The sequence below is a fragment of the Vicinamibacterales bacterium genome (assembly GCA_035699745.1).
In the GTDB taxonomy this organism is placed as follows: Bacteria; Acidobacteriota; Vicinamibacteria; order Vicinamibacterales; family 2-12-FULL-66-21; genus JAICSD01.
This window is the reverse complement of sequence record DASSPH010000072.1, coordinates 14,470-38,613: the sequence shown is the minus strand read 5'-3', so window position 1 is coordinate 38,613 and position 24,144 is coordinate 14,470. Positions and strand designations below refer to the sequence as shown.

Genomic DNA, 24,144 nt, shown 5'->3' with positions numbered 1-24,144 from the left:
CGTATTGACCAAGGACCCATGGGTGTCTCTTCTCTCTCCTCCCGCAGTGCCGTCTGGGGGCTGTGCGCGCTGTGTGCGGCGCTGCTGGCGCCGGCCTGCAGCCAGCAGGCAGCGACGCAGAACCGCCGCGGCGGCCCCGCGGTCGCTGTTCGAACCACGACCGTCCAGCGGATGGCGGTCCAGCGCCAGGTGGACCTGGCCGGGACGCTGCTGTCCCCCGACCAGGCCCGCGTCAGCGCCGAAGCCGCGGGTGTCGTCCGCAGCGTCCTCGTGGACATCGGCCGGGAGGTCCGCGCCGGGGATCCGCTGGTACGGATCGACGAGCAGGAGCTGAAGCTCGCCGCCGCCCGCGCCGAGAGCGCGCTGCGGCAGACGCGCGCGCAGCTCGGCATGCACGGCGCCCTCGACGGCAACGACACGCCGCCGGCGGACGACGACATCGGCTCGGTGAGGAACGCCCTCGCCAGCCGCGAAGACGCCCGCGCGGCGGCCGAGCGCGCCAAGGCGCTCTCGGCCCGCGGCCTGATCTCGCCGGTCGACCTGCAGACCGCCGAGACGCGGTTGAAAGTCGCCGAAGCGGCCTACCAGTCGGCGGTGGACAACGCGCGCGGCCAGAAGGCGCTGCTCCAGGATCGCCGCGCCGCCTACGATCTCGCGGTGAAACAGCTGAAGGACGCGATCGTGCGGGCGCCGATCAGCGGCATCGTCTCCGAGCGCCTCGTGCAGGTCGGCGAGTTCATCGGCGAGCGCACGCCGGTCGCCACCATCGTCCAGATCGATCCGCTGAAGCTGCGGACCGGCGTGCAGGAACGGCACGCCGGCGTGATTCAGCCGGGCCTCGAAGTCCAGTTCCGCGTCGAGTCGTTCGGCGACCAGGTGTTCCGCGGGCGGATCGAGCACGTCAGTCCGGCGCTCGATCAGACGATGCGGACGTTCACCGTCGAGGCGATCGTCGACAACACCGACCGGCGGCTGAAACCCGGGTTCTTCGCCAAGGGAGTGATTCTCACCCGCAAGGACGACAACGTCATGGCGGTCCCCGACAGCGCGGTGTCGACGTTCGCCGGCGTGTCCTCGGTCTACGTGGTCAAGGACGGCAGGATCACCCAGCAGACGGTCGAGCTCGGCGTCCGCCAGCAGAACTTGTGGGAGATCCTCGGCGGCTTGAAGGGTGACGAGACGCTCGCCAACAGCCGGTTGAACGAGCTGGCCACCGGCGTGCGCGTCGACGCCGACAATTCCGCGGCGGGCTCGGGCGGCGCACGGGGCGGCGGCGGACGCCGGGGCCAGGGCGGCGCGGGCCGCAGCGGCCGGCGCGGCCCGGGCGGCGGAGGCGACCTGTGAAGCTCGCGGAAGTCAGCGTCAAGCGGCCCGTCTTCGCCGTGATGATGAGCGCGGCGCTCGTCGTGCTCGGCTGGTTCTCGTACCAGGACCTCGGGCTCGACCTGATGCCGCGCACCGATTCGCCGACGGTGAACGTCCGCGCCAGCCTTCCCGGCGCCAGCGCCGAGGAGATCGAGACGACGATCACCAAGCCGATCGAGGCGGCGGTCAACACGATCAACGGCATCGACGAGCTGCGGTGCAGCTCCTCGCAGGGCAACGGCAACTGCACCATCACCTTCACCCTCGAGCGCGAGATCGAGGCGGCGACGCAGGACGTGCGCGACAAGGTCGCGACGGTGCGCTTCCCGCGCGACACCACGCCGCCGGTGGTCAGCAAGTTCGATCCCGACCAGGCGCCGATCCTCACGCTGGCCGTCGTCTCGAACCGCTCGCCGAAAGAGATCACCGAGATCGCCGACAAGCAGATCAAAGAAGTGCTGGAGACCGTGCAGGACGTCGGCGAAGTCTCGCTGATGGGCGATCGCCGCCGCGAGATCCGCATCCTGCTCGACCCCAACCGCCTCAACGCCTACGGGCTGACCGTGCAGCAGGTCGCCGCCGCGGTGGAACGGCAGAACACGGAGATCCCCGGCGGCACGTTCATCGCCGGCCCCTCGGAGATCTCGATGCGGACGATGGGGCGCCTCCGCACCGTCAATGAGTTCGACCAGATCGTCCTTTCGTACAAAGACGGTTCGGTGATCCGCGTCGGCGACGTCGCGCGCGTCACCGACTCGATCGAAGAGGTCCGCAGCCAGACCCGCCTCGACGGCGAGAACGCGGTCTCGCTCTCGATCCGCAAGCAGACCGGCACCAATACCGTCGAGGTCGTCGACCGCGTCCTGGCGCGCCTCGAGCGCATCCAGGCGGCGCTGCCGTCCGACATCCGCGTCCTGCCGCGCCGCGACCAGTCGCTGTTCATCCGCAAGTCCTTCGAGGAGATCCAGCACCACCTCATCTTCGGCGGCATCCTCGCCGCCGTCGTCGTGTTCGTGTTCATCCGCAACTGGCGCGTCACGCTGATCGCCGGCCTGGCGATCCCGATCTCGATCATCGGCACCTTCGCGTTCATGCGGCCGTTCGGCTTCACGCTGAACAACATGACGATGCTGGCGCTGTCGCTCGCCACCGGCATCGTCATCGACGACGCCATCGTCGTGCTGGAGAACATCTTCAGGTACGTGGAAGAGAAGGGAATGTCGCCCCGCCAGGCGGCGATCGACGCGACGTCGGAGATCGGGCTGGCGGTCATGGCGACGACGCTGTCGCTGGTGGTCATCTTCGTGCCGGTCGCGTTCATGACCGGGCAGGTCGGCCGCTACTTCTTCAGCTTCGGCATCACCTCGGCGACCGCGATCCTGCTGTCGATGTTCGTGTCGTTCACGCTGACGCCCGCGCTGTGCGCGTGGTGGCTGCGGCCGGAGGACGCGGCGGCGGGCCACGGCAAGACCAAGGAGCGCGGGTTCTACGCCTGGCTCGATCGCCGGTACACGACCATGCTGGAGTGGTCGCTGGCGCACCGGCCGGTGATGCTGGGCATCGCCGCCGCCGTCGTCGTCTCGGCGGCGTTTCTCTACCCGCTGGTCGGCAAGGAGCTGGTGCCCGACGACGATCAGAGCGAGTTCAGCGTGAACCTGCGGCTGCCGCGCGGCACCAGCTACGAGCGGACGCTCGAGTACATGACGCCGATCGAAGGGGAGCTGCGCGCCGCGCTCGGCGACAACCTGGCGGCGATGCTGACCTCGATCCAGAACGGCAGCGGCAACTACTCGATCCAGCTCAAGCCGCTGGAGGAACGCGAGCAGTCCCAGCAGGAGCTGATGCAGGTGACGCGGCGGGCGCTCAGCAAGTACAAGAACGCGCGGATCAGCGTGTCGGGCGGCACCGACATCTCCGGCGCGTCGAGCGGCGGCGGCGGGCGCGGCGGCGGCGGGGGCAGCACCAACCGTCTCAGCATGATCGTGCAGGGCCCCGACGTCGAGCAGCTCCAGCAATACGCGCAGACCCTGCTCGAGAAGGTACGGGAGATCGACGGCGTCACCGACGCCGACACCAGCTTCGAGGCGACGCAGCCCGAGATGCGCATCACCGTCGATCGCGACCGCGCCGCGGACCTCGGCGTCTCGGTCGACACCTTGTCGTCGACGATGCGGACGCTGGTCGGCGGCGAGGAGGTCTCGAAGTTCAAGGACGGCGACGAGCAGTTCAGCGTCCGGCTGCGGCTCGACGAGAGGTTCCGCAACGATCCGCGGACGATGGGGGACATCTTCGTCCCCGCAGCGGGCGGGCGGATGGTCCGCCTGACCGACGTCGCGCATCTCACCATGGGCAGCGCGCCGGGATCGATCGATCGCTTCAACCGCATGCGCCAGATCTCGGTCAACGCCAATCTCGATCGCCTGAAGATCACCCTCGGCGACGCGATCGCTCAGGCGCGCGACAAAGTCGGCGAGCTGGGACTCAAGGCCGGCTATCAGGTGACGTTCGGCGGCAGCGCGCGCACCCTCAGCCAGGCGGGGAACGACTTCATGATCGCCATCATCCTGTCGATCGTGTTCATCTACATGGTGCTGGCGTCGCAGTTCAACAGCTTCATCCACCCCCTGACGATCATGACGTCGCTGCCGCTCAGCCTGCCCGCCGGGCTGCTGGCGCTGATGGCGTTCGGCATGACCATCAACGTCTACAGCGCCATCGGCCTGATGATGCTGTTCGGCGTCGTCAAGAAGAACTCGATCCTGCAGGTCGACTACACCAACACGCTGCGGGAGATGAACCTGGATCGCCACCAGGCGATGATCCAGGCGAACCGCGTCCGGCTGCGGCCCATCCTGATGACCACCATCGCGATCGTGGCCGGCATGCTGCCGATTGCGTTCGGCCGCGGCGCCGGATCGGGCTCGCGGGCGTCGATGGCGGTGACGATCATCGGCGGCCAGATCCTGTGCCTGCTGCTGACGCTGCTGATCACCCCGGTGGTCTACTCGTACTTCGACGGCCTGCGCGCGCTGCGGCCGAGCGACCTGTTCAATCCGCTGCGCAGGCTGCTGCGGCCGCGGCCGGCGCCGATTCCCGGCCCGGCGCTCCCCGCCACACCCGAACACCTCGAACGCTGACCCGCCGGGGTATCATCGGCGCGGAGCGAGGACCATGTCGATTGTCGCGGGGATCGATCTCGGCGGCACCGCCGTCAATTACACGCTGCTCGATTCGGCGCGCGGGCAGTTTCTCATCAACGGCTTGTGTGAGCACCCCGCCCTGGTCACGCAGGGGCCGGAGGTCACCCTCCAGCAGATTGCCGACGGGCTCGCGATGGCGGCCGGCCGGGCGGGCGTGGACCCGGCTGCGATCGCGGCGATCGGCCTCGACACGCCCGGGCCCGCCAGCGCCGTCGGCGTCCTGAGCGCGAAGGGTTCGACCAACTTCGCGCACCCGGCGTGGGCGGGGTTCGATCTGCGCGGGCAGCTCGAGGCGCGGCTGGGACGTTCCGTCACCTATCTGAACGACGGCAACGCGGCGGCGCTCTGGGGGCACACCGCGGTTTTCGGATCCGACGGCGGATCGAGCATCTCCGTCATCATCGGCACCGGCACGGGCGGCGGCATCGTCGTCGACGGGCGGCTGGTGACCGGGCGGAACGGCTTCGGCGGGGAAGTGGGGCATGTGCTGATTCCCTGGCGATCGATCGCGGGACTCGAGGATCTGGCGCCCCCCTGCAACTGCGGCCGCACCGGTGATCTCGAGTCGCTCTGTTCGTTGACCGGAATCCGGCAGACGCTGCTGCCTTACTTTCTCGCGCGCTATCCCGGCCATCCGCTCCACGGCGTCGAACCGGCCCGGGCCGCGACCAGGGTGCGCAGCCTGGCGGACGAAGGGGACGCGATGTCGCGCGACATCTTCCGGGCGCAGGCGCGCGCCCTGGCGTTGTTCCTCGACCAGATGGTCAACCTCTTCGATCCGGACGGCTTCCTGATCGGCGGCGGGGCGCTCGAGGCGTCGCCGGGATTCCGCCGCTGGTTCCTCGACGAGGTCCGCGTCGGCATGCCGGCACAGCGCGCGGAACAGGAGCCGCGGATCGAACTGATGCCCGACGGCGACACCGCCGGCGCGCGCGGCGCCGCGCTCGAAGCGACGCGGGTCTTCGGCCTGCGCGCAGCCCGCGCATAACGGCGATCGAGCTGTCTCGAGTGCGTCATCTCACACCATTGCGCGCCCCCGCCGCGCGGCGTGCTTTGGTGCTTGGCGGCCGCCCTCACCCCCGCTAGAGTGCGGGCGTCGTCAGAGAGGAGACACCATGCGGTCACTGAAACGGGCCTTCGCCGTTCTCCTGCTCGTGTCGGTCTGTGCATTCCTTGCCGCCCTGCTCCAGCCCCGGACCGCAGTCGGCCAGGGGTCCGCGCCGGTCACGGTTCTCAACAATCCACTGCCGGTGCACGAAGTGGGGACCGCCAACGTGAACGTCACCAATTCCTCGCTGCAAATCAGCGGCACGCCGACGGTGAAGCTCGATCCCGCCGGCAATACCGTCACGCTGGACGGGACCAACAGCACCCGCCTCGGCAGCATCGCCACCGCCGCGAGCCGCCTGGCGTTCGACGATCTCGGCAACCTGCTCGTCAGTCCGAAGGGGACGTTTGAGATCAGCATCAAGCCACGACGCCCGGACTTCTCCTCTTTCGGCGAGTTCGCGAACCTCGAGCCTGGCGTCTCGAAGCAGATGAACTTCAATTATCCCGACGGCTTGGATGCGACGTTCATTTCGCTCGAGGCAGGCCACGACCGCGTCGTCTACAGCGTGGTGACTACAGACGACTTGAGCGTCGTGCTGCGGCTGGCGATCGTGGATCGGGACGTGAAGACGTTCACGTTTCCGGAACCGCTGCCGGTCCGCGCCATCGAGGCCTTCTGCGGAAACCCGGTGACGGACTGCAGCGGACGCGTGGCCCTGATCGGGCACAAGCGGTAGTCCGCGCGTTTTCCGACCGTCCTTCCGGCGTCGCTGATATAGATTTCCTTCGTGCGACGCCTGCAGCTGCCGGGGCTGTTCGATCTCCAGGTCAACGGATTCGGCGGCGTCGACTTCAACGGTCCGTCGCTCTCCGCCGAGCGCTGCGCGGCGGCGCTCGAGCGCATGCGCGCCAGCGGCGTGACGCGCTGCCTGCCCACCCTCATCACCTCCTCGTTCGAGCGGTTCGCCGCCGGCGCCCGCACCCTGGCGCGGATGTCCGATCCCGCGATCGCGGGCCTGCACATGGAAGGGCCGTATCTCTCGCCCCAGGACGGCCCCCGCGGCGCGCATCCGCGCGAGCACATCACCGCCGCCAGCATCGACGACTTCCAGCGGCGGCAGGACGCGGCGGACGGGCGCATTCTGCTCGTCACGCTGGCGCCGGAAGTGCCCGGAGCGCTCCCTCTGGTCGAGCATCTCGCGGCCGCAGGGGTCCGCGTCGCCATCGGCCATACCGCGGCATCGGCGCAGCAGATCCGCGACGCGATCGGCGCCGGCGCCACGCTGGCGACCCATCTCGGCAACGGCTGCGCCGCCACGCTGCCGCGCCATCCCAATCCGATCTGGGAATTGCTTGCCGCGGACGATATAGTCGCGAGCCTGATCGTGGACGGCCATCATCTGCCGCCGGCGACCGTCAAGGCGATGGCGCGGGCCAAGGGCGCCGGGCGGACGATCCTGATCACGGACGCGATCGCCGCCGCCGGCTGCGCGCCCGGCCGCTTCACGATCGGCGGCGTCGACTGTGTGCTTGGAGACGACGGCCGCGTGTCGCTGCCGGACACGCCCTATCTCGCGGGGTCGAGCCTGACGCTCGACCGCGCGATCGGCAACATGGTCCGTTTCAGCGGGCTGCCGCTCGACGAGGTGATTCCGATGGCATCCACGATTCCGGCCGCGTATCTCGGCCTCACCCCCGGCGGCACCGTCACGGCCGACTGGGACCCCGAGGCGTGCGAACTGCACGTCCGCCACGTTCACGACTGACCGATCGCCCGATCACCCGATCACCCAATGAACATTTCCTCCCTCGACTGGATCGTCATCGGCGCCTACTTCGTCGTCATCACCGCCATCGGGCTGGTGGTCGGCTGGCACGTGCGCCGCACCGGTGAGTACTTCCTCGGCGGCCGGCGCTTCGGGCCGTGGATCATGATCGGCCAGACGTTCGGCGTCGGCACGCACGCCGAGATGCCGGTGGCGCTCGCCGGCGCGGTCTACACGTCCGGCGCCTCGGCGATCTGGTTTCAGTGGAAGAACCTCTTCGTCACGCCGTTCTTCTGGATCATGGCGCCGGTCTTCCGCCGCGTGCGGCGGACGACGATGGCGGAGTTCACCGAGGATCGCTACGGCGCGTGGATGGGCGGCATCTACATCGTGTTCGCGCTCTGCTTCCTGATCATCAACACCGGCAGCATGCTGAAGGGAGCCGGCAAGGTGATCAGCCAGGCGACCGGCGGCGGCGTCGGCGTCAACGAAATCATCGTGGCGATGACGGTGCTGTTCATGCTCTACAGCCTCGTCGGTGGACTGATCGCCGCGGCGTGGACGGATCTCTTCCAGGGATTCCTGATCATCGTGCTGTCCTTTCTGCTGATTCCGCTCGGCTGGAGCGCGGTGGGCGGGCTGGATGGCATGAAGGCGGTGCTCGAGCCATACCGCTTCTCGCTCGCGACGCCGTCGGGCATCGGGCCGTGGGTGATCGCCATGCTGACGCTCAACGGGCTGGTCGGGATCATGGCGATGCCGCACCAGATCGCCGCGGTCGGAACCGGCAGGAACGAGCGGACGTGCCGCGTCGGCATGTTCTACGGCAACTTCGTCAAGCGCGTCTGCACCGTGGGCTGGATGCTGGTCGGCCTGATCGTCGCGGCGATGGTGGCTCAGGGACACACGCCGCTCGCGGATGCCGAGGACGCCTTCGGCTACGCCTGCCGGCAGCTGCTCTTTCCCGGCGCGCTCGGGCTGATGATCGCCTCGATCCTGGCGGCGAACATGTCCACCTGCTCGGCGTTTCTCGTCGACAGCGGGGCGCTGTTCACCGAAGGGCTGTACCGTCACCGGCTGGCGCCGGGGCGGTCCGATCACCACTATCTCTGGGCGGGGCGCATCAGCGGCCTGGCGATCACGATTCTCGGCGTGCTGTACGCGCTCTTCCTGATCCAGAGCGTGCTCTACACGTTCCTGCTGACGGAGACGATGGCCACCTTCGTCGGCATCAGCGTGCTCGGCGGTCTCATCTGGCGGCGCGCCAACCGCTGGGGTGCGCTCGCCAGCATGCTGACGGCGCTCGCCGTGAACTTCGTGCTGTATGCCGCGACCGGGCAGCGGCTGGATCACTGGGACGCCACTGTGTTTCTGGCGGCGCTGCTCGCCGGCGTCGCGGCGCTGGTCGTCGTCAGCCTGCTGACCCCGCCGGAGCCGGCCGGCGCGGTCGGTTCGTTCTTCGAGCGGATGGAGACGTCGAGTGACGACAGCGGCCCCGGGGCAGGCGCTCACCAGCCGCTGCTGCTCGTCAACCTGCTTCGCGCGCCGCAGGTCGCGGCCGCGCGCGGATGGGGAGTGTTCCGCGAGGATCTCGCCGGCTTCGGCATTGCCTGGGTGCTCGTGGTGATGCTCGTCGCGGTGACGGCGCTGATGCTGTCGGTTTAATCGAAGGAATCGAAGGATGGCGAAGGAGGCGAAGGAGATTCGAAGGAGATTCGAAGGAGGCTCGTCTTGCAGTTCGAAGGGGCGAAGGTCGAAGGGGCTCAGCGAGTCTCGTCGAACATCGATCGGGGTTGTGGTCCTTCGACCCTTCGCCCTTCGACCCTTCGCCCTTCGCCCTTCGATTCCTTCGACCGACAGATCCCAACGCTCCTTCGCTCCTTCGCTCCTTCGCCGTCCTTCGACTCCTTCGATTAAAACGTCTCAGCGCATCCAGCGCGTAAAGAGGACAGCAGCGCCGGCGGCCGTCGTCCCCTTGAACCCCTTGCTGACGCCGTCGCGCGAGCGCGACATCTTCAGGAAGTACTGCGAGAGCAGGCTGTTGGCGACCGCCTGCAGCGGCCCGTCGAGCCGCGTCGCCTGGACGACGTTGTGGCGGAGGCCGCCGGTGTCCTCGGTCGCGCGCGTCCACACCGTATCGCGGTTGGTCAGCGGCGCGTCGCGCGAGTTCTGCACCGACACCACCCACAGCGTGGCGCCGGCGTTGCGCACCGTGTCGGACACGCTCCTGGGATTCAGCGACGTCCCTTCGGCGGTGCCGATCGAGACGCAGACGATCGCCCGCCGCGGCGCCGGCCGGGCGGCGACCAGCTTCGCGGCGAACACCACTCCTTCGAGCATCTTGCTCCGTGGCTCGGTCCCCGAGGCGAGCAGATCGATCCCCGCGTCCAGCTCCGCTCGCGCCGGCGTGAAATCCTTCACCGGCATGGCCGCGTTTTCGACGCGATAGAGCGCGATCTGCGCCGACGGATCGCCGGCGTTGATCGCCGCGACGAACGCCTTGAGCGCCCGGCGCAGCTCGGGCGTGACGGCGCTGCCGTCGGAGGGCAGCGCCGTGTCGACGAGCAGGACGATCGACAGCGGATCGCGGGCCGGAACGGCCTCGATCACCTCGACGCTGCCCCCCTCTTCCGTGATCTTGAAGTCCGCGGGCGACAGGGCGGCGGCGGGCTTGGTGTGATCCGCGGCCACCGTCACCAGCGCCAGCTTCTGATCGCGGGCCGCCGTCGCCGCCGTGGCGGCGGCCAGCGACGCCAGTGCGAGTCCCAGCGCGGCCCCGGCGCGTCCGGGCAGCATCACCGCATCCCTCCGCCGGACGGCGAGCTGGTCGGCGCCGTCGGCGTCAGCCCCATGTTGTGCATGATGAACGCGTAGATGTCGGCGGTGGTCTCGAGCGATTTGGTGAGGCTGCTCGCGCCGTGCCCCGACTTGGTGTCGATCCGGATCAGGATCGGCGTGTCCTTGCCCGCCTTCTCCTGCAGCGTCGCCGCGTACTTGAACGAATGCGCCGGGACGACGCGATCGTCGTGGTCGGCGGTGGTGATCAGCGTGGCCGGATACTTCACGCCGGTCTTGACGTTGTGCAGCGGCGAGTAGGCATACAGCGCCTTGAACTCCTCGGCGTTGTCGCTGGATCCGTAGTCGGCGATCCAGTTCCACCCGATGGTGAACTTGTGGAAGCGCAGCATGTCCATGACGCCGACCTGCGGGATGGCGACGCGCGCGAGATCCGGACGCTGGTTGATCACCGCGCCGACCAGCAGCCCGCCGTTCGATCCGCCCTGCAGCGCCAGCCGGCTGCTGGAGGTGTACTTGTTGGCGATCAGCCATTCGCCGGCGGCGATGAAGTCGTCGAACACGTTCTGCTTCTTCAGCTTCATCCCCTGCTTGTGCCACTCCTCGCCGTACTCGCCGCCGCCGCGCAGATTGGCGTTGGCGTAGACGAAGCCCTGCTCGAGCAGCGCCAGGCGCGGGGCGCTGAAGGTGGGCGACTGCACGATGTTGAACCCGCCGTAGCCGTAGAGCAGCGTCGGATTGGTCCCGTCCAGCTTCAGCCCCTTCTTGTGGACGATGAACATCGGGATCTTCGTGCCGTCCTTGCTCGGGTAGAAGACCGCCGTGGTCTGGTAGAGGTCCGGGTTGTAGCCCGCACCTGCGCCTGGCGGAAGATGGTGCTCTTCCTGGTCGCGATGTCGTAGCGGTAGATCGTCGGCGGCACGTTCATCGAGTTGAACGTGTAGAACACGAACGTGTCGTCGCGGTTGCCGCCGAACCCGCCGGCGATGCCCGGGCCGGGCAGCTCGATCTCGTGCTCGAGCGTTCCGTCCATGCCGTAGACATACGCCCGCGTCGTCACGTCCTTCAGGTAGCGGACGAAGATCCTGCCGCCGGCGGTGCTGACGCCGGCAAGCGGTTCCGGCTTCTCGGGCAGGATCTCCTTCCAGTTCGCTTCGTCGGGGCGGCGCGGATCGACCAGCACGACGCGGCCGTTCGGCGCGCTCTTGTTGGTCTCGACCAGCAGCTTGTCGCCGATGTTGTCGACCACGCTGTAGGAGTCGTTGCCGATGTTGCGGACGACCGGGTTGAACTCGCGTTCGCCGCGCGACAGGTCGCGCGCGAACAGGGCGTTGCCGTCCAGCCCCTTGCCGCGGTCCGAGACGGTGAGCAGCGCGAACCGCTCGTCTTCCGTCGTGTCGACGGTGTTGAAGCGCTGGGGGTTGGCGGCGTCCTGATAGATCTGGCGGTCCTGCGATTGCGGCGTGCCGACCTTGTGGAAGTAGACGCGGTGATCCTCGTTGATCGACGCCTTCTCGGAGGCGCCGCGCTTCGGCTCCGGATAGCGGCTGTAGTAGAAGCCGTCGCCGTGCCACGCCACGCCCGATACCTTCACCCAGTCGAGCGTGTCGGGCAGCGTCTTCTTCGTGGCGAGCTCCATCACCTTGTACTGCTGCCAGTCGGATCCGCTCTTCGAGATGCCGTAGACGGCGTACTTCGCGTCGGTCGACACCGCGAACACACCGAGCCTCGTCGTTCCGCCGCCTTCCCACGTGTTCGGATCGATCAGCACTTCAGGGGTGCCGTCGAGCCCCTTCTGGATGTACAGGACGCTCTGGTCCTGGAGGCCGTCGTTCTTGCTGAAGAAGTAGTAGGGGCCCTTGCGCGACGGCGAGGAGTACTTGGGGTAATTGCTCAGCTCCTTGACGCGCGCGTGCAGGCGCTGGCGATAGGGGATGGCCTCGAGGTACGGGAACGTGACCTTGTTCTGCGCCTCGACCCAGGCGGCGGTCTGCGCCGACTGATCGTCTTCGAGCCATCGATACGGATCCGGCACTCTGGTGCCGTGGTAGACGTCGACGTGATCGACCTTGCGGGACGCCGGGTACTGGATCCCCTGCGCCAGCAGCGCCGGCGCGACCGACGCCAGCACAGCGGCGCCGAGCGTCAGGGCGAAGCGGTTGCGTGATGTCATGGCTGAAATCTCCCAACGGGCGTTGTGGATTATGCCAGACTCCCGGAGACGAGGTGGACTCATGGATCTGCAGAGCAGCGGACGATGGCTGGCGGCGGCGGTGATCGTGGCGGGCGCAGTCGGCGTCTCGGGGCAGTCCGCGGCGCCGGCGGCGCGCGAAGACGTGCTGCCGGCGCTCCTCGCGGAGGTGAGGGGGCTGCGCGCGGCAATGGAGCAGATGGCGAGCGCCGGACCACGGGTGCAGCTGTTCGCCTCGCGGCTGCAGCTCCAGGAAACGCGGATCTCGAACATGATCCGCCGCCTCGATACGGTGCGCGACCGGATCGGCGAGGCGCAGCAGGAGCTCACCCGGCTCCAGTCGGAGCAGAAGCAGCTCGAGGCCGCGCTGCTGGAGGAGAAGCGGTCGGCGTCCACCGGCGCACGCGAGGAAGCCGACATGGCGACGCTGCTGATCGGAGGGGTGAAGGGGAAGATCGCCACCGCGGCGGCGACGCTGAACCGGTATATCGCCGAAGAATCGCAGTTGATGGGGGATCTGACGACCGAGCAGGGGCGCTGGAACGCGATCAACCAGCAGTTGGATGAACTGGAGCGCGCGCTGGCGAGGCGGTAGGACAGGTGTCAGCTCCCAGCTCCCAGCCTGAGAGCTGAGAGCTGAGAACTGACAGCTGAGAACTGACAGCTGACTAGAACACGTAGCGCAGACTCAACTGCACATCACGCCGCGCGTTGTCTTTCCCGGTGACGCGGCCGAATGACGTGCTGGTCGGATCCGTGTTCGGGTTGCTCCAGTTCGGGTGGTTTATGAAGTTGAAGATCTCCGCGCGGAACTGCAGCGTGTGCCCGCTCCTGACCGCGAAGTTCTTGAACACCGCGATGTCCCACTGGTACTGGCCCGGGCCGTAGATGCCGTTGCGCGGCGCGTTGCCGAACGTGCCGGCCGCCGGCGCCGAGAAGGCCTGCGGGTTGAACCAGAAGTTCTGATCCGCCGCCGCCCCCTGCGAGAACTGCCCGTTGGCGCCGTCCATCGGATCGCCGTTCTGGTTGTACGGCTGCGCGAAGGCGTCGCCGACGCCGGCGATGTCCGCGGTGCGGGTCACCCACAGCGGCGTGCCGGTGCGCATGAACGTGGAGCCGGAGATCTGCCAGCCGCCCAGCGTCCGTCCCAGGATCGTGGTCTGGTCGCGGAGGAACGGCAGGTCGTAGATGTAATAGAAGTTGAACACGTGCCGGCGATCGAAGCTCGAGTGCCCCCAGTAGCCCGAATCGTCGAAGGCGTTGAACAACACGTCGCGGCGGCCGCTGGCGTCGTCCATCGACTTGCCGAGCGTGTAGGCGGCGCCGAACTTGAACCCGTTGCGGTAGCGCCGGTCGACGCCGATCTGCAGCGAGTTGTACTCGGAGCGCGCTTCGTGCTCCGACAGCCGGATGACGCCGTAGCCCTTGTAGGGGCGCAGCGCCGCCGAGTTGATCCCGGGGTTGCGCTGAAGCGTGCCGGCGGCGAGCTGGTTGATGTTGCGCTCGCGCTGGAGGTTGCGTCCCTGGCGGCCGACGTAGGTCACGTCCACCGCGAATCCGAACGGCAGCTGGCGCTGCACCCCGACCGAGTAGGTGTAGGCGACCGGGATCTTCGCGTTGGGATCGATCGCCGTCATGCCGAGCGGCAGCGCCGCGGCGCCGCCGGCGCCGCCGGGATTGTCCGCCGAGCCGTTGCTGACGCTGACCTGCGGCTGGAACGGCGGGTTGCCGCCGGGCAGCAGCGAGTCGTTCAGCGTGACGCGGTTGTGGAACACGCCGGCGCTCGCCTTGAACACCGTCATCTCGTTCCAGGCGTATGACACGCCGCCGCGCGGCTCGAACACGTTCTTGTAGGTCCTGGTGAAGCCGCGCGGCAGATCGCGGAACAGCGCCCGCACCGCCGGATCGTTGTAGACCGCCAGGTTGCTCGCCTCGCTCGGGAAGCCGTCACCCGGCAGGACGATGCCGTTGTAGCGCGGTCCGCCGGTAATCACGCCGTTCGAGGGGTTGACGACCGCTTCGTTGTTGCGGTCGTAGAAGCGCGGATCGAACGACGCGATGTTGTTGGTGGTCGAGTACCACGGCGGCCACAGCACGTAGCGGATGCCGCCTTCCACCGTCAGCTTGGCCGTCGGACGCCACGAGTCCTGGACGAAGACGTCGGTGGCGAGCGCGCGCCACTTGGTCAGGGCGCGCTGGCCGATCTCGGCGTAGTTGGTGAACAGGCCGAGAGCGGCGTCGGCCATGCCGAGGCCGCTGCGGGCGGTCGTGCTGTTGCGGAACTCGAAGCGGCCGTTCTGGTTGTTCGTGCTCCCCGGGATCGGCTGCACGTTGATCTGATCGAAGTCGTCCTCGCCCGAGTACTCGATCACCAGCCCGCCCTTGAACGTATGCCGGTCCTTCACCCACGTCGTCGTGTTCGAGAAGGTGTGGATGGGGCCGCGCGAGAACGCCGGGTAGGGACCGCCGTCGATCAGCCCGAGGTTGTCGATCGAGATCGTCGGCAGCTTGTCGGCGATCTCCTTGTTCTGCGGGAACAGGTACGGGTAGGTGACGCCGTAGGTGCTGCGCTTGTAGAGATCGCTCTCGAGCACGTTGATGAACACTTCGTCGAGGCCGTAGGTATAGGACGCCTCGTTGACCAGCGTGTTCGACAGGCTGCTGGTCCAGCTCAGCGTCTGGTTGGTGTTGGGGCGATCCCAGTCGGTGCGCGCGTACGGCACGTCGCCGCGGAACGCATCGATCGCGACCCAGTTGTACTTGCCGTAGCGGTAGACGAACGAGTTCTTGGCGTTCAGCCGGTAGTCGAGGCGGATGTTGTCCTTGCGCTGATCCTGCGGGTTGGTGCTGTTGATGATCGCGTTCTGCACGCCGGAGCGGAAGCCGGGCGTCGGCAGCGGATACGCGCGCAGGAACGCGAGCCCATTCGAGCTGAGCCGGTTGGCCGGGATGATGTTGCCCGGGAACGGCTGCCCCGTCGTCGGGTCGCGGATGATCTGCGGCGCCGCGAAGAACACGTTGTTGGGCAGCAGCAGCTCGCTGAAGTCGCCGGTGCGCATCTTCTCGGTCGGCACCGCCAGGGTCCGCGTCTCGGTGGCGACGTAGTTCACCCACTCCTGGGCGGCGAAGAAGAACAGCCGATCCTTCTGAATCGGACCGCCGACCGAGTAGGCGTACTGCTTGTAGTCGAACGGCGCCGGGCCGCTGTTCTCCAGCGCGTTCGGACTCTTGTTGCGCGTCCAGGTGTTGGCCTGCAGCTTGTCGTCGCGCAGGAAGAACGAGCCGCTGCCGTGGAACCGGTTGCCGCCGCTCTTGGTGACCATCCGGACCTGGCCGCCGCTGGCGCGGCCGTACTCGGGCATGTAATTGCCGGTCAGGACCTGCACTTCCTGCAGCGCGTCGACGTTCTGAATGCCGACGATCGCGCCCGAGGAACGGGTGCGGATCGCAGTGGCGCCGTCGACGGTGATGTTGTTCTCGTCCGACCGGCTGCCGTTGATGCTGAAGCCGCCGTTGCCGAGATCCGAGAAGTTGTAGTTGTTGAAGCTGCCCCCCACGACGCCCGGCTTCAAGCCGACGACGCCGATCGGGTTGCGGCCGGAGAACGGGATCTGCTCGATGTCCTTCGACTCGATCGTCTTGCGCATCGAGGTGTCGGTCTGCAGCACCGGGCTGTCGGCGGTGACGGTGACCGACTCGGTGAGCGCGCCGGTCTCGAGGGTGAAGTCGATGGTCACCGAGGCGGCGGCGTCGAGCGTGACGTCCGGCCGGACGACCTTCTTGAAGCCCTGCAGTTCGGTGCTGATGGTGTATTTGCCGGAGGTGAGATTCGGGAACGTGTAGAACCCGGTCTGGTCGGTGACGGCGGTCGTGGTCAGTTGTGTCGCCTGGTTGGTGACGGTGACGGTCGCGCCGGGCACCAGCCCGCCTTGCGAGTCCTTCACGCGCCCCGAGACCTGGCTTCGGTCGAATTGCGCGATCGCGGGCGCCGCGACGAGGGCGACGCACAGCGCGAGCAGTGCGGTACGAATGCAGCGAAGACGTGCGGTCATAGGAGACCTCCTCCCGAGGGTCAGCAGGGGAGGCTATCGCTATGCGCGCCCGCGGTCAACACCGTTCGGGTAAATTCGCGGCGACCGCGGGGGGGCGCCACCGCGGCGCCTGGGTTGCGCACGGTTGCGCCGGCCGCGGAAAGGGGAGATGCTCCAGGGAGCCATGCAGGGATGCGACTGATGCAGATACGTCGACTGGGGACGAGCGGCCTCGAGGTATCCGCGCTCGGATTCGGATGCATGGGCATCAGCTTCGCGCTCGGCGACGCGTTGACCCGCGAGGAAGGGATCGCGATTCTGCGCGCCGCCGTGGATCGCGGCGTCACGTTCTTCGACACGGCCGAAGCGTACGGTCCGTTCGTCAACGAGGAGGTCGTCGGCGCCGCGCTGGCGCCGGTCCGCGATCGCGTGGTGATCGCGACGAAGTTCGGCTTCAAGCTCGAGAACGGCAGACAGACGGGCCTCGACAGCCGGCCCGATCACATCAGAGCCGTCACCGAGGCGTCGCTGACGCGGCTCGGCACCGACCGCATCGATCTTCTTTATCAGCACCGCGTCGATCCGGACGTGCCGATCGAAGAGGTCGCCGGCGCGGTGACGCGGCTGATCGACGAGGGCAAGGTGCGCGCGTTCGGCCTCTCCGAGGCCGGCGTGCGGACCATCCGCCGCGCGCACGCGGTGCAGCCGGTCGCCGCGCTGCAGAGCGAGTATTCGTTGTGGTGGCGCGAGCCGGAACGCGAGATCCTGCCGGTCCTCGAGGAGCTCGGCATCGGGTTCGTCCCATTCAGTCCGCTCGGCAAGGGCTTCCTCACCGGCGCCATCGACGACAAGACCACGTTCGTCAGCACGGACTTCCGCAACGCGGTGCCGCGCTTCACGGAGGAGAACCGGCGCGCAAATCTCGGGTTCGTCGCGTGGCTCAAGGAATTTGCCGCGCGCCGGGAGGCGACGCCGGCACAGATCGCGCTCGCCTGGCTGCTCGCGCAGAAGCCCTGGATCGTCCCGATCCCGGGCACGACGAAGCGGCATCGCCTGGACGAGAATCTCGGCGCCGCCGCCGTGGAGCTGACCGCCGCCGATCTGCGCGAGATCGACGAGGCCGCAGCGGCGATCGACGTGCACGGCGCCCGCTACCCGGAACACCTGCAGCGGCTCATCGATCGTTGAGGCGGCCGGCCGATCCAGGCCGCCGTCGCGTGAATTTCCCGATCGCCGCGGAGTTTTCGGCGAGACCTTCCCGCCGGCTGGTGTGCGGCAGGCGCTTTCCGCTGGATCCCCATTTGCTCTGGTCCACCGGAAAGGTGCTTCATGAAGGTAAGACTCTTGGCATGCGGCCTCATGACGGCGGCACTGGCCGTCTTCGTCGCGTGCGGCACGGATTCGTCCCCCTCCGAGCCCACGCCGACCTGCACGTACACCATCTCTCCGGCAAGCGCGACCATCCCCAGCAACGGCGGCAACGGCACGATCAACGTGACCACGGCTGCCGGCTGCGCCTGGACCGCCGCGGCGAGCGCCGGATGGATCAGCATCACGGCTCCCGCGAACGGGACCGGTCCCGGCAGCGTGACGTATTCGGTCACGTCGAATGCGGCCGCGGCGGCGCGAAACGGCACGGTGACCATCGGCGGCCAGACGCACGCGATCAACCAGGAAGGACGCGCGCCGACGGCGTGCACTTACGAGTTGTCGCCGGCGAGCGCCGACTTCACGAAGGACGGCGGTTCCGGCACGGTCACCGTCAGCGCCCCGGGCGAGTGCTCGTGGACCGCGAGCAGCGGCGCCGGATGGGTGACGATCGATCGTGGTGCGCAGGGCACCGGCAGCGGCACCGTGTCGTACACCGTGTCCCGCCAGTTCGAGATTCCAGGCCGGACCGCGACGCTGACGATCGCCGGGCGCAGCTTCACCGTCAGGCAGTCCGGCGACCTCGGGTCATGCAAGTACTCCGTGGCGCCGGTGTCGTTCACGCCCTGCATGCCCGGCGGCACCGTGACGGCAACCATCGCCACGGAGCCGACGTGTCCGTGGACGGCGGCGCCGGCGGCGTCGTGGCTCGGTGTGCCGAGCGGCACGTCGGGGACCGGCTCGGCGACGATATCGATCGCGTATTCGGACAACTACGACGCGCCGCGCAGCGGCATGGTGGAGGTGCGATGGCCGACGCCGACCGCGGGCCAGAACATCCAGGTGGCCCAGGCGGGATGCCGCTACGGCGTCAGCCGCGCGGCGATTGACATCCCGGCGGCCGGCGGATCGGCGTCGTTCGACGTGCTGCAGCAGAGCGAGCCGCTCACCTGCGGCGGCGCGACCCAGGACCGCTGTGTGTGGACGGCGCGGTCCGAGGTGTCGTGGATCACGATCACCAGCAGCATGCCGCGATCCGGCGATAACCCGGTGGCGTTCTCGGTCGCGCCGAACGACGGCCCCTCGGCACGGACGGGGCGGATCGTCGTCCGCGACAAGGTGGTCACCATCACCCAGGCGGGCGGCCCGGTACGGTGATTGCTGAGGTGGGCCGGCGAACAGCCATGCGACACCTACTCTCTGCGCCGACGCCAGCGCGCGACGCCGCCGCCGACGAGCAGCGGCTGCGCGCGCGCATCCAAGCGGAGTTCCGGGAGATGCCCGGCATGATGCTGACGCTGCCGCAGGCGGCCCGCCTGTTCAGTATCGACATCGTCTACTGCGAGCGGGTGCTGGGCACGCTGGTCGACGACGGCCACCTTGCGACCGATGGCAGGACGTACGCCAGCGCGCAGGGCGGCCGCCGATCGGCCTGAGCCGCCGCCGGCCGGGGGAACCCTCCGGCCGGCTACCGCGCGGCGTCGCGCTTGATCCGCTCGATATGGGCGCGCAGTGCTTCGATCTGCGTGTGCAGGTGGGCGCGGTGCGCGACGTGGGCCGCGATGTCGCCCGGAGTCGCTTCCAGCCGGGCGTGTTCCGCCTGGAGCTCGCGCATGCGTTCCCGCAGCCGGGCGTGCTCGTCCGCCAGAGATTCGGTCATGGTCACGCTCCGGAGTCGATCATATGCCCGGCCGGCGCTCCCGGTGATGAGCTGGCGCGCGGCGGAAAATCTGAAGCTGACTTTGACGCCGGGAATCAGATGTCCTAGTTTCGTTCCGTGCAGGAGCACGAGCGCCGGGACATCGAACGGCTGATTGAGGCGTTGCACCGGGAGACCGAGCGGCTCCGCCAGCAGGTGGACGCCACGCGCCGCGCGCACGAACGCAGCCGCCGGCTGGTTGCCGAGCACGCCGCGCTCCGCTACAACGGCGGCGATCGGCGCGCCGCTGATTCAGAACCCCCTGCCGAGTAGCCGCCCTTCCGCCGCCACCATCACGGCACCCATCGGGGCCTCGATGCGGACTATTCCCGATCTGCGGGGAAAAGTCCGCGGCCGCCGCGGCGCGATCGTCCCGAAACCCCCGTAAAGTCACCGCCCGGCGGCGGCATTTCAGGTGCAATAGCCGCGCACCATGGGGAAAGCCAGCATTCTCGTCGTCGATGACGAACCTTTGATCCGATGGTCCTTGAAGGAGCGTCTCAGCGCCGAGGGCTACTCGGTGCTGGAGGCGGAGACCGGCCAGGAAGCGATGGACAAGCTGGCCGAAGGCGTCGATCTGGTCCTGCTCGATTACCGGCTGCCTGACACGGACGGGCTGAGCGTGCTGCGCAAGATGAAGGACTTCGACCAGGACGTCCTCGTCGTGATGCTGACCGCGTACGCCAGCGTCGACACCGCCGTCGAGGCGATGAAGCAGGGGGCGTATCACTTCGCGCACAAGCCGTTCAACCTCGATGAAGTCGCGGCGACCGTCGAACGCGCGCTGGAAACGACGCGGCTGCGGCGAGAGGTGCGGCAGTACCGCACCAATGCGGCGCGTCCGTACAGCCTGCAGCGCCTGGTCGGCGAATCGGCGGAGATTCGATCGCTGCGATCGCTGGTCGGGCGGGTGGCGGCGAGTCCGGCCTCGACGGTCCTGCTGACGGGTGAGAGCGGGACCGGCAAGGATCTCGTCGCCAAGATCATCCACTACGCGAGCGCCCGCGCGTCGCGCCCCTTCATGAACATCACCTGTTCGGCGCTGCCCGAGCACCTGCTCGAGAGCGAGCTGTTCGGGCACGAGCGCGGCGCCTTCACCGACGCGCGGCTCCAGAAGAAGGGGCTGCTCGAAGCGGCCGACGGCGGCACGGTGTTCCTCGACGAGATCGCCGAGATGACGGCGGGCCTGCAGGCCAAGCTGTTGCGGTTCCTCGAGGAGAAGAGCTTCAAGCGCGTCGGCGGCTCGCAGGACATCCACGTCGACGTCCGCGTCGTCGCGGCGACGAACCGGAATCTCGACGAAGAAGTGGCGCGGCACCGGTTCCGCGCCGACCTGTTCTTCCGGCTGAACGTGCTGCCGGTCGACATCCCGCCGCTGCGATCGCGGCCGGACGACATTCCGCTCCTGGTCGAGTACTTCATCGACGGGTTCAACACCGAGTTCAGGAAGCGGGTGCAGGGGGCGACGCCGGCGGCGCACGCCATGCTGCGCGGCTACGGCTGGCCCGGCAACGTGCGCGAGCTTCGCAACGTGATCGAGCGCGCGATGCTGCTGTCGGACGGCGACCGTCTCGACGCCCGCGACTTCACGCTGTCGGCGACGACGGCCAGCGCAGCGGAGGAATTCGGCCTGCCGGCGACCGGTGTCGATCTCGAGGAACTGGAACGCAGCCTCGTCGTCCAGGCGCTCAAGCGGAGCGGCGGCAACCAGACCAAGGCCGGCACGTTCCTCGGGTTGAACCGGGACCAGATTCGCTACCGCATCGAGAAGTTCGGTCTCACCCTCGCATCGACGCGGTAGCCGGACGCGCGTCAGGTCCGCCGCGGCCGTCAGGCGCGGCGGCCCTCCGCCAGGCGCCGGGCCTTGGGGAACAGGATGTTGTTCTCGAGGTGCACGTGCGTGTGCAGATCGCTCTCGAACGCTTCGAGCTCGCGGAAGGTGACGCGATAGGTCGTGCAGCCGTCCGCCGGGACGGTGTAGCCGCCCGTGAGCCGGCGGATCTCCGCCATCGCCGCGCCGGCGTCTTCGTGCTCGCGCTCCATCATCGCGATCGGGTTGTCGATCGATCCGAACGGGGCGCGCGGCGCGGCCCGGCCGTCGTCTGCGGCCTCGGCGATCTCGGCGATGTAGGGGAACAGGATCTGCTCTTCCTTGGCCATGTGCGAGGTCATTTCGCCGGCGACCTGCTCGACCAGCCGCATCACCTCGTGCAGCTCGGGATGGTTGGTGCCGTGCGCCGCCGCCAGCTTGCGGGTGTGCGCCAGCAGCGTCGGCAGCGCGCGCCGGACGTAGGCGTGATGCGTGCCCACGACGTAGCCGATGAGCGTCTCCGGCGACCACGCGTCGAACTTCGGCGCGGTCCCGGCGGCGCTGCAGCTCCGCGTCAGCGCGGCGAGGACCGCCTCGGGGTCGGCATTCCGTTCGCGGCACGCCTCGGCAAGGGTGTGGCGGCCGCCGCAGCAGAAGTCGATGCCGAACTGCTGGAACACGGCAGCCGTGCGGAAATCCTCGGCGACGATGTCGCCGATTGTCGAATCGCCTGTGAAGTGCATGGGTGTTTCCCTCTGCGCGCCACGGTAACAGGACCGAGTTGCGCCGCGTATGACGCGCGTCATAGGCGGGCGCGCCGCGGCGGCGAATACTCCACTGAAAACAGTCGTCCGCTGAACGGAGGCGAGTGATGAAGAAAGTGTTGCTGCTGGGAATAACGCTGACGCTGATCGCGGCGGCGGCGATCGGTGCGTGCAGCCGGCGGTCCGCGGTCGGCGGACAGGCCCAGCTGCTGGCTCTCGCGCAGTCGCGCGGCCTCGCGCCCGAGGACGCCGCCCGCGCGATCAAGACGTTCGTGCCGCCCGGCGGCCGCGACGAATACATGCTGTTCGCGTCCGGCGGCCACTCCGGGCAGGTGCACGTGATCGGCGTGCCCTCGATGCGCCTGATGAAGACGATCGCGGTCTTCACCCCCGAGCCGTGGCAGGGCTACGGCTACGGCGCCGACTGGTCGGAGATGGCGCTGGCGGGCCAGGGGACGAAGGAACCGCTCCGCTGGGGCGACTCGCACCATCCGGCGCTCAGCGAGACCGGCGGCAAGTACGACGGCCGCTGGCTCTACATCAACGATCGCGCGCACGGCCGGATCGGCATGGTCGACCTCTCCGATTTCCGCGCCAAGCAGATCCTGCAGGTGCCCAACCTGCAGACCTCGCACGGCGGCATCTTCGCGACGCCGGACACGCAGTACGTGCACATCTCGTCGAAGGTGCCGGCGCTGAAGGCCTGGAACGCCAGCCGCGGCCAGACCGTCACGCTGGACGACCACCTCAATCGCTACGCCGACATCTATCGCGGCTACTCGACCTTCGTCTCCGTCGACCCCCAGACCGGGCGGATGGACCTGGCGAAGAGCTTCCAGATCGAGCTGCCGCCGTACACGCAGGACCTGGCGGACGCCGGCAAGGGGGCGAGCGACGGCTTCGCCTTCATCAACTCGTACAACGTCGAGATGGCGACCGGCGGCATCCAGCAGGGCAAGCCGCCGATTGAAGTCGGCGCCTCGCAGCTCGACTTCGATTACCTGCACATCATCAACTGGAAGAAGGCCGAACAGGTGGTCGGCGCCGGCAAGTTCACCGAGTTGAACGGCATCCGCGTCATCCCGCTGGAAACCGCGATCGCCGAAGGCGTGCTGTATCTCGCCCCCGAGCCGCGCAGCCCGCACGGCGTCGACATCGCGCCGAAGGGGGACTACATCACCGTCGCCGGCAAGCTCGATCCGCACGCCACGGTCTACAGCATCGATCTGATCAAGAAGGCCATCGAGGCGCGCACCTTCGAGGGCAAGGACCGCTACGGCGTGCCGATCCTCAAGTTCGACGCGGTGGTCGCCGGCAAGGTGGAGCTCGGCGCCGGCCCGCTGCACACGCAGTACGACAATCAGGGGAACGCCTACACCAGCCTGTATCTCGAGAGCGCCGTCGCCAAGTGGACGCTCGGCGAGCCGTACCATCCGAAGGACCAGGCGTTCAAGCTCGTCGACAAGGTCTCGATCCACTACAACATCGGCCACCTCGCCACGACGCAGGGGGACACGATGGATCCGCAGGGCAAGTACCTGATCGCGATGAACAAGTGGTCGATCGATCGCCACACCAACGTCGGCCCGCTGCATCCGCAGAACTTCCAGCTGATCGACATCTCCGGTCCGAAGATGGAGCTGCTCGCGGACATGCCGATCGGGTTCGGCGAGCCGCACTACGCGCAGCTGATCAAGGCCGACACGCTGAAGGCGCACGAGGTCTACCAGGCCGGCGTGTCCCCCGCGTCCAACCGCAAGTCGCCGGACTCGATCGCCGGCGAGAAGGAAGCGCGCATCGTCCGCCGCCCGGGCGTGGTGGAAGTCTGGATGAACGTGGTGCGCAGCCACTTCACGCCCGACATCGTCAGCGCCAAGGTGGGGGACAAGGTCATCGTCCATCTCACCAACGCGGAATCGACCCCGGACGCGACGCACGGCTTCGCCGTCCCGACCAAGAACGTCATGGTCAGCCTCGATCCCGGCGAGACGACGACGGTGGAGTTCACCGCCGACAAGCCGGGCACCTACTCCTTCTACTGCACGGAATTCTGCTCGGCGCTGCATCTCGAGATGCAGGGCTGGCTGATCGTCGAGAAGTGAGG

The 24,144-nt window shown here is 68.1% G+C and carries 18 protein-coding genes; 12 read left to right on the top strand and 6 right to left on the bottom strand.

Going from position 1 to position 24,144, the window contains the following annotated elements:
- Positions 1-18: 18 nt before the first annotated feature.
- The 6 genes from VFK57_17710 to VFK57_17685 all read left to right on the top strand — a co-directional run bounded on the left by VFK57_17710 (position 19) and on the right by VFK57_17685 (position 9,046).
- Positions 19-1,344 (top strand): efflux RND transporter periplasmic adaptor subunit, encoded by a 1,326-nt coding sequence (locus tag VFK57_17710; GenBank protein ID HET7697558.1) that lies wholly within the window; start codon positions 19-21, stop codon positions 1,342-1,344.
- Positions 1,341-4,502, top strand: a complete 3,162-nt coding sequence (locus tag VFK57_17705; protein HET7697557.1) for an efflux RND transporter permease subunit — start codon at positions 1,341-1,343, stop codon at positions 4,500-4,502. The genes VFK57_17710 and VFK57_17705 overlap by 4 nt, the downstream gene beginning before the upstream one ends.
- Before the next feature lie 34 nt (positions 4,503-4,536).
- Entirely contained in the window at positions 4,537-5,553 is a 1,017-nt protein-coding gene (locus VFK57_17700; protein HET7697556.1) for an ROK family protein, read from the top strand.
- A 127-nt stretch (positions 5,554-5,680) separates the two neighbouring features.
- Positions 5,681-6,352 carry a hypothetical protein gene (locus tag VFK57_17695; protein ID HET7697555.1) on the top strand — a complete coding sequence of 224 codons (672 nt, stop codon included), beginning with the start codon at positions 5,681-5,683 and terminating at the stop codon, positions 6,350-6,352.
- A gap of 51 nt (positions 6,353-6,403) precedes the next feature.
- Positions 6,404-7,381: an amidohydrolase family protein gene (locus VFK57_17690; GenBank protein ID HET7697554.1), complete on the top strand. Its 978-nt coding sequence runs from the start codon at positions 6,404-6,406 to the stop codon at positions 7,379-7,381.
- A gap of 27 nt (positions 7,382-7,408) precedes the next feature.
- Positions 7,409-9,046, top strand: coding sequence for a sodium:solute symporter family protein (locus VFK57_17685; GenBank protein HET7697553.1), 1,638 nt, complete (start codon positions 7,409-7,411; stop codon positions 9,044-9,046).
- A 258-nt stretch (positions 9,047-9,304) separates the two neighbouring features.
- On the opposite strand, the gene VFK57_17680 is transcribed toward VFK57_17685, so the two are convergent.
- Genes VFK57_17680 through VFK57_17670 form a run of 3 tightly spaced genes read right to left on the bottom strand, consistent with a single transcriptional unit; the run spans position 9,305 to position 12,350 of the window.
- Positions 9,305-10,177 carry a hypothetical protein gene (locus VFK57_17680; GenBank protein HET7697552.1) on the bottom strand — a complete coding sequence of 291 codons (873 nt, stop codon included), beginning with the start codon at positions 10,175-10,177 and terminating at the stop codon, positions 9,305-9,307.
- Positions 10,177-10,959, bottom strand: coding sequence for a prolyl oligopeptidase family serine peptidase (locus VFK57_17675; GenBank protein ID HET7697551.1), 783 nt, complete (start codon positions 10,957-10,959; stop codon positions 10,177-10,179). The genes VFK57_17680 and VFK57_17675 overlap by 1 nt, the downstream gene beginning before the upstream one ends.
- Positions 10,932-12,350, bottom strand: coding sequence for a hypothetical protein (locus VFK57_17670; GenBank protein ID HET7697550.1), 1,419 nt, complete (start codon positions 12,348-12,350; stop codon positions 10,932-10,934). Before VFK57_17670 ends, VFK57_17675 begins: the two co-directional genes overlap by 28 nt.
- 61 nt (positions 12,351-12,411) lie before the next feature.
- Here VFK57_17670 and VFK57_17665 point away from each other — a divergent pair, with 61 nt between their 5' ends.
- Positions 12,412-12,963 (top strand): hypothetical protein, encoded by a 552-nt coding sequence (locus VFK57_17665; protein ID HET7697549.1) that lies wholly within the window; start codon positions 12,412-12,414, stop codon positions 12,961-12,963.
- A 73-nt stretch (positions 12,964-13,036) separates the two neighbouring features.
- Here VFK57_17665 and VFK57_17660 read toward each other — a convergent pair whose 3' ends face one another.
- The gene (locus VFK57_17660) at positions 13,037-16,420 is read right to left on the bottom strand and encodes a carboxypeptidase regulatory-like domain-containing protein (GenBank protein HET7697548.1); all 3,384 of its coding nucleotides are present in this window, start codon (positions 16,418-16,420) and stop codon (positions 13,037-13,039) included.
- 180 nt (positions 16,421-16,600) lie between these two features.
- On the opposite strand from VFK57_17660, the gene VFK57_17655 reads away from it, so the two are divergent.
- The 3 genes from VFK57_17655 to VFK57_17645 all read left to right on the top strand — a co-directional run bounded on the left by VFK57_17655 (position 16,601) and on the right by VFK57_17645 (position 19,203).
- A complete protein-coding gene (locus tag VFK57_17655; GenBank protein HET7697547.1) occupies positions 16,601-17,587 on the top strand; it encodes an aldo/keto reductase in 987 nt (328 codons plus the stop codon).
- A gap of 141 nt (positions 17,588-17,728) precedes the next feature.
- A complete protein-coding gene (locus VFK57_17650) occupies positions 17,729-18,925 on the top strand; it encodes a BACON domain-containing carbohydrate-binding protein (protein HET7697546.1) in 1,197 nt (398 codons plus the stop codon).
- A 26-nt stretch (positions 18,926-18,951) separates the two neighbouring features.
- Complete coding sequence (locus VFK57_17645; GenBank protein HET7697545.1) at positions 18,952-19,203, top strand: hypothetical protein; 252 nt, start codon at positions 18,952-18,954, stop codon at positions 19,201-19,203.
- Between the two features lie 32 nt (positions 19,204-19,235).
- Here the strand turns inward: VFK57_17645 and VFK57_17640 are convergent, their stop codons facing one another.
- Entirely contained in the window at positions 19,236-19,676 is a 441-nt protein-coding gene (locus tag VFK57_17640) for a hypothetical protein (GenBank protein ID HET7697544.1), read from the bottom strand.
- Positions 19,677-19,899: 223 nt separating this feature from the next.
- Between VFK57_17640 and VFK57_17635 the strand changes: the two genes are divergently transcribed.
- Positions 19,900-21,267 carry a sigma-54 dependent transcriptional regulator gene (locus tag VFK57_17635; GenBank protein HET7697543.1) on the top strand — a complete coding sequence of 456 codons (1,368 nt, stop codon included), beginning with the start codon at positions 19,900-19,902 and terminating at the stop codon, positions 21,265-21,267.
- A 29-nt stretch (positions 21,268-21,296) separates the two neighbouring features.
- On the opposite strand, the gene ric is transcribed toward VFK57_17635, so the two are convergent.
- Positions 21,297-22,019 carry an iron-sulfur cluster repair di-iron protein gene (ric, locus tag VFK57_17630; protein ID HET7697542.1) on the bottom strand — a complete coding sequence of 241 codons (723 nt, stop codon included), beginning with the start codon at positions 22,017-22,019 and terminating at the stop codon, positions 21,297-21,299.
- Positions 22,020-22,147: 128 nt separating this feature from the next.
- On the opposite strand from ric, the gene nosZ reads away from it, so the two are divergent.
- Positions 22,148-24,142: a Sec-dependent nitrous-oxide reductase gene (nosZ, locus tag VFK57_17625; protein HET7697541.1), complete on the top strand. Its 1,995-nt coding sequence runs from the start codon at positions 22,148-22,150 to the stop codon at positions 24,140-24,142.
- Positions 24,143-24,144: the final 2 nt, after the last annotated feature.

Bases quoted from the DNA above. Each gene is read 5' to 3' on its own strand.
- VFK57_17710 (HET7697558.1), top strand. From the start codon at position 19: ATGGGTGTCTCTTCTCTCTCCTCCCGCAGTGCCGTCTGGGGGCTGTGC.
- VFK57_17700 (HET7697556.1), top strand. From the start codon at position 4,537: ATGTCGATTGTCGCGGGGATCGATCTCGGCGGCACCGCCGTCAATTAC.
- VFK57_17695 (HET7697555.1), top strand. From the start codon at position 5,681: ATGCGGTCACTGAAACGGGCCTTCGCCGTTCTCCTGCTCGTGTCGGTC.
- VFK57_17685 (HET7697553.1), top strand. From the start codon at position 7,409: ATGAACATTTCCTCCCTCGACTGGATCGTCATCGGCGCCTACTTCGTC.
- VFK57_17680 (HET7697552.1), bottom strand. From the start codon at position 10,177: ATGCTGCCCGGACGCGCCGGGGCCGCGCTGGGACTCGCACTGGCGTCG.
- VFK57_17675 (HET7697551.1), bottom strand. From the start codon at position 10,959: ATGTTCATCGTCCACAAGAAGGGGCTGAAGCTGGACGGGACCAATCCG.
- VFK57_17670 (HET7697550.1), bottom strand. From the start codon at position 12,350: ATGACATCACGCAACCGCTTCGCCCTGACGCTCGGCGCCGCTGTGCTG.
- VFK57_17665 (HET7697549.1), top strand. From the start codon at position 12,412: ATGGATCTGCAGAGCAGCGGACGATGGCTGGCGGCGGCGGTGATCGTG.
- VFK57_17660 (HET7697548.1), bottom strand. From the start codon at position 16,420: ATGACCGCACGTCTTCGCTGCATTCGTACCGCACTGCTCGCGCTGTGC.
- VFK57_17655 (HET7697547.1), top strand. From the start codon at position 16,601: ATGCAGATACGTCGACTGGGGACGAGCGGCCTCGAGGTATCCGCGCTC.
- VFK57_17650 (HET7697546.1), top strand. From the start codon at position 17,729: ATGAAGGTAAGACTCTTGGCATGCGGCCTCATGACGGCGGCACTGGCC.
- VFK57_17645 (HET7697545.1), top strand. From the start codon at position 18,952: ATGCGACACCTACTCTCTGCGCCGACGCCAGCGCGCGACGCCGCCGCC.
- VFK57_17635 (HET7697543.1), top strand. From the start codon at position 19,900: ATGGGGAAAGCCAGCATTCTCGTCGTCGATGACGAACCTTTGATCCGA.
- ric (HET7697542.1), bottom strand. From the start codon at position 22,019: ATGCACTTCACAGGCGATTCGACAATCGGCGACATCGTCGCCGAGGAT.
- nosZ (HET7697541.1), top strand. From the start codon at position 22,148: ATGAAGAAAGTGTTGCTGCTGGGAATAACGCTGACGCTGATCGCGGCG.